A 3,909-nucleotide genomic window follows, 5' to 3' on the forward strand; every position below is an offset into this window, starting at 1 on the left:
CCCCGTCACGGCTTCGGACTCGCGCACGGCAGTAAACTTCAGCGTCGGTGGCCGGTCGCAGATCGCGAGCATCGTGGCGGCCGCGGCGCTGATGGCGGTCCTCCTGTTCTTCGGCGACGTCCTGCGCATCCTGCCGATCCCCACGCTCGGCGCGGTGCTGGTGGCAACCGCGCTCAGCCTGATCGATCTTTCCGCGCTGAAGGAGATCTGGCGCATCAGCCGCATCGAATTCGTCTTCGCGCTGATCGCATTGTTCGGGCCGATCAGCTTCGGCGTCCTGAAGGGCGTGGTTACGGCCATCGCCGCGACGCTGGTCTACGTTTTGCGCAAGACCATGTTTCCGCGTGACGCCCTGCTCGGCCGCCTTTCCGGCCGTGACGGCTTCTACAAGCTGCATCGCGTCCCCGCCGCACGCCCGGTGCCCGGCTTCTGTGTCTACATGGTCCAGGGCAGTCTCCTTTTCTTCAACACCGATTACGTTCGGGCACGCCTGCGCACCGTCACCGACGAACTGCCGGCCGATACCCGGTGGTTCGTTATGGATGCGAGCGCGATCGCCAAAATCGACAGTTCCGCAGCCGGCATGCTCGATGAGGTTCATGACGATCTCGGCAGGCGCGGCATCGTGCTTGCGATCGCCGAGCTGCATTTCGAAGCGCGCGAGATCCTCGAACGAGCCGGGGTGATCGCAAAGATCGGCCCCTCGATGATCTTCGAGGACCTCGAGGATGCCCTGGACGCTTTCGAGGCGGATGGCCGCAAGGCGGCCGCCGCCGAAAGGAAAAGTGTGTAGCTGTCTTCCATCCGGAATTGCGCAGTTCAATGATCGAGGCCCGCTGACAATCGCAACGGACCGGCGCGCTTGACGCCGCGTGGTGTCAGCTTGACTGTCAAGATATTCCTGACATGGAGGCAACGATGAGTGCCAACCCGAGGGTCTCGGAACCTTGCGCATCGTCGGAGGCCCTGCCGCAGACCGCCACCTGCTATTGCTCGTTCTGCCTGCGGCCGAGTGACGAGGTCGACAAGCTGGTGGCCGGCCACGGCCGCATCTTCATCTGCGACGAGTGTGTTGCGACCTGCAACGACTACATCTTGACCGCAACATCAAAACGGCCGCCCCGCGCGCCGCTGGAGGAAGCGCCGACGGAGCGGCTGCTGTCCCTTTTGAAGCCGATCGAGGACACGGTTGAAGGCAAGAGCAACCAGCTCCAATCCGTCGTGGAAACGCTCCGGTCGCGGCGGGTCAGCTGGGCCCATATCGGCCAGGCGCTGGGCATATCGCGGCAAGCGGCCTGGGAACGGTTTTCCTAGTCCAGAGATACCGCTTGCGGTTCTGCGAAACGGCAAACGCCCCTCCCGCTTATGCCGCCGGGCTTCCGGCCTGTTTGCGATATTCTTCCAGAAGCCCCTCATAGGCCTCCATGGGCGGCAGCGTCTCGTAGCTATGGACGGCGGGCGTCGTCGCCCAGGGTAGTTTCTCGCTCGTCCAGGTTTCGATGAACGGCGCGAACCAGCTCGGATCGTCGAGCATCGTCGCGCGGACGTTGACGAACCAGTCCATGCCCTCCGGACGCGTGAACATCCAGCTCATGCAGTGCGGGCAGAAATAATGCCGGGTTGCGCCGTGGAGGCCGCCGATCACCGGCTCGCCCGTCGTCACGGCAAACCCTTCGCTCGGGATCGCGGCGCTCAGCGAGAAGGCGCTGGCGGTCATCCGCTGACAGCCGGTGCAATGGCAGGCCATTGTCAGAAGCGGCGGGGCGCTGACCTTGAACCTCACTCCGCCGCAGCGGCATCCCCCTTCCCAGGGCAAGTTGCTTTCGCTCATCCTTTCCTCCTTTAGTGCGTCCGTCGGTATTGGCTCACCACCGGGACTGCTAAAACCCTGCGCCCGGCTCAGCCAGATAAGCCTCCTCGGCCGCTGTCGAGGTCCGACCGAGGATGGCGTTGCGGTGGGGGAATCGGCCGAACTGCTCGATCACCTGGCGGTGGCGGATGGCATAGTCGAGATAATCGGCATCGCCGAGCTCTGTGAAAAGCTTTACCGCCATCGTCTGGTCAGCCAGGTTTTCCGAATGCTCGAACGGCATGTAGAAGAAGGCGCGCCATTCCTTGGGCACCGCCAGATCGGCGCTCGCGCCGATGGCGAGATTCGCCTCGCGCAGCGCCAGGCAATCGGTGGCGAAGGCGAGCGGCGAGCCGCGATACATGTTACGCGGCAGCTGGTCGAACAGGATGATGGCGGCGAGCCGGTTGCGGGGCGTCTCGCGCCAAATGTCGTCGAGCTTTCTCGAAAGCGCCAGATGCGAGGCCTGGAAGCGCTGCACGCAATGCCGGTCGAGTTCGTCACTCGGCGTGAACCATTGCTCATAGGAAAGCTCCGTGAACCAGAACTTAAGGACCTCTTCCGGTGTGCAGGTCTCGATCTCGTCAGCCATTCCTTGCCTCTCGTGACTTCCGCCTTTCAAATAGCGGCCGATCAGGCGGTTTCCATGCCGGTCACGACGCCGTTAGCTCATCGCCGCCTGAGCAGAGCCCGGCCGATGGATTTCGGCGGCTCCGCGCGCAGGACCAGAGACGTCGTTACCGCCCCGAACCTTGCGATCGAGTCGACGATCGTTTCAAGCTCTCCGGGCGATGGAACCAGCACCTTCAGCAGAAAGCAATCCTCCCCGGTCAGCCGCAGCACTTCCACGATATGCGGCATCTCGGCGAACTGCTTGAGACAGGGCTGGATATTCTCGTGTGTGGTGCGCAGCCGGATGACGGCCATCATGCCCAGTCCGAGCGCGGCCGGATCGACCCGCGCACCATAGCCGACGATGAAGCCGCGCTCTTCCAGCCGTTTGACGCGTTCCGACGTCGCCGGCTGCGAGAGCCCCACCCGGCGCCCCAGTTCCGAGATTGCGATCCGGCCATCGTCCTGCAGCGCTTCGAGGATGGCGATGTCGGTCGGGTCGAGCGTGCGATGATTTTCCACCAATGTCATGTCCGGCCTTCAATTCATCGGAAATCGGAGACGTTCTCCGATAGTTCTGCATTCCAGGCAAGAATGAAAGCCGTCATCCTCTCCCGGGCATCGGAAACCACAGGAGACCCCATGACTACCTTCATCATTCTGCCGGGGATCGGCGGCTCGGGCGCGGCCCACTGGCAGACGCACTGGGAGAACGAAGACCCGCGAATGCAGCGATTCCGGCCGACGAGCTGGGACAGCCCGGAACTGGCGGACTGGATTTCCGCGCTGGAGCGGTCGGTCGCCGCGGCGCCCACGCCTCCCGTGTTCGTGGCGCACAGTCTCGCCTGCCTTCTCGTCGCGCACTGGCAACAGGCTTCCGCCCTGCCGGTCGCCGGCGCGTTCCTTGTGGCGGTCCCGGATCCACAAGCGGCGGCATTTCCGAGCGAAGCGAAGGGGTTCGCAAACCCACCCACGGCCGCACTTCGTTTTCCCTCCGTCATCGTCGCCAGCGCCGACGACCCCTACGGCACCCCGGCGTACGCACGAAGCCGTGCCCGCCAATGGCAAAGCCGGTTCGTTAAAATCGGCGCGCGCGGTCACATCAATGGCGAGAGCGGTCTTGGCCGCTGGCCGGAAGGTTTGAACCTGCTGATGGCATTTGCGGCCGAATGCGTGCCTGTGGCGGGCCTCCAAACCTAACGAGGGCCGCCAAAAGAGACACCATGCCGCCACGTTACCAGCCGAGAGCGTCCTGGACAGCACGTGATGGCAGAGCGTGGCTCATCCCCGACGCTTGAGAATGCCGATGAAGGCGATGCCGCCAGCAAGCCCGGTGACGATGCCGATCGGCATGTCCTCGGGCGCCATGACGACGCGGGCGATGAGGTCGGCGAGGATCAGCGTCAGCGCGCCGGCAAAGGCCGAAAGCGGGATGAGTCGGACATTGT

At 63.9% G+C, this 3,909-nt stretch carries 7 protein-coding genes; 3 read left to right on the forward strand and 4 right to left on the reverse strand.

Translation table 11 applies throughout. The features are described from left to right. On the forward strand, positions 1–793 hold a 793-nt coding region (locus tag QN219_RS27845), incomplete at its 5' end, for a SulP family inorganic anion transporter (RefSeq protein ID WP_284003500.1). Between the two features lie 125 nt (positions 794–918). Beyond that, on the forward strand, positions 919–1,314 hold the full coding sequence (locus QN219_RS27850) for a ClpX C4-type zinc finger protein (RefSeq protein WP_284003502.1): 396 nt from the start codon (positions 919–921) through the stop codon (positions 1,312–1,314). 49 nt (positions 1,315–1,363) lie between these two features. On the opposite strand, the gene QN219_RS27855 is transcribed toward QN219_RS27850, so the two are convergent. From QN219_RS27855 to QN219_RS27865, 3 genes are all read right to left on the reverse strand, one after another. Next, the gene (locus tag QN219_RS27855) at positions 1,364–1,831 is read right to left on the reverse strand and encodes a GFA family protein (protein ID WP_284003503.1); all 468 of its coding nucleotides are present in this window, start codon (positions 1,829–1,831) and stop codon (positions 1,364–1,366) included. Positions 1,832–1,880: 49 nt separating this feature from the next. Next, a complete protein-coding gene (locus tag QN219_RS27860) occupies positions 1,881–2,441 on the reverse strand; it encodes a DUF924 family protein (RefSeq protein ID WP_284003504.1) in 561 nt (186 codons plus the stop codon). 77 nt (positions 2,442–2,518) lie between these two features. After that, a complete protein-coding gene (locus tag QN219_RS27865; RefSeq protein WP_284003505.1) occupies positions 2,519–2,992 on the reverse strand; it encodes an Lrp/AsnC family transcriptional regulator in 474 nt (157 codons plus the stop codon). A gap of 111 nt (positions 2,993–3,103) precedes the next feature. Here QN219_RS27865 and QN219_RS27870 point away from each other — a divergent pair, with 111 nt between their 5' ends. Continuing rightward, on the forward strand, positions 3,104–3,661 hold the full coding sequence (locus tag QN219_RS27870) for an alpha/beta hydrolase (RefSeq protein WP_284003506.1): 558 nt from the start codon (positions 3,104–3,106) through the stop codon (positions 3,659–3,661). A gap of 81 nt (positions 3,662–3,742) precedes the next feature. Here QN219_RS27870 and QN219_RS27875 read toward each other — a convergent pair whose 3' ends face one another. Continuing rightward, positions 3,743–3,895, reverse strand: coding sequence for an iron chelate uptake ABC transporter family permease subunit (locus QN219_RS27875; protein ID WP_405052279.1), 153 nt, complete (start codon positions 3,893–3,895; stop codon positions 3,743–3,745). Positions 3,896–3,909 lie beyond the last annotated feature (14 nt).

The sequence above is a fragment of the Sinorhizobium sp. 8-89 genome, from assembly GCF_030124325.1.
Taxonomy (GTDB): domain Bacteria; phylum Pseudomonadota; class Alphaproteobacteria; order Rhizobiales; family Rhizobiaceae; genus Sinorhizobium.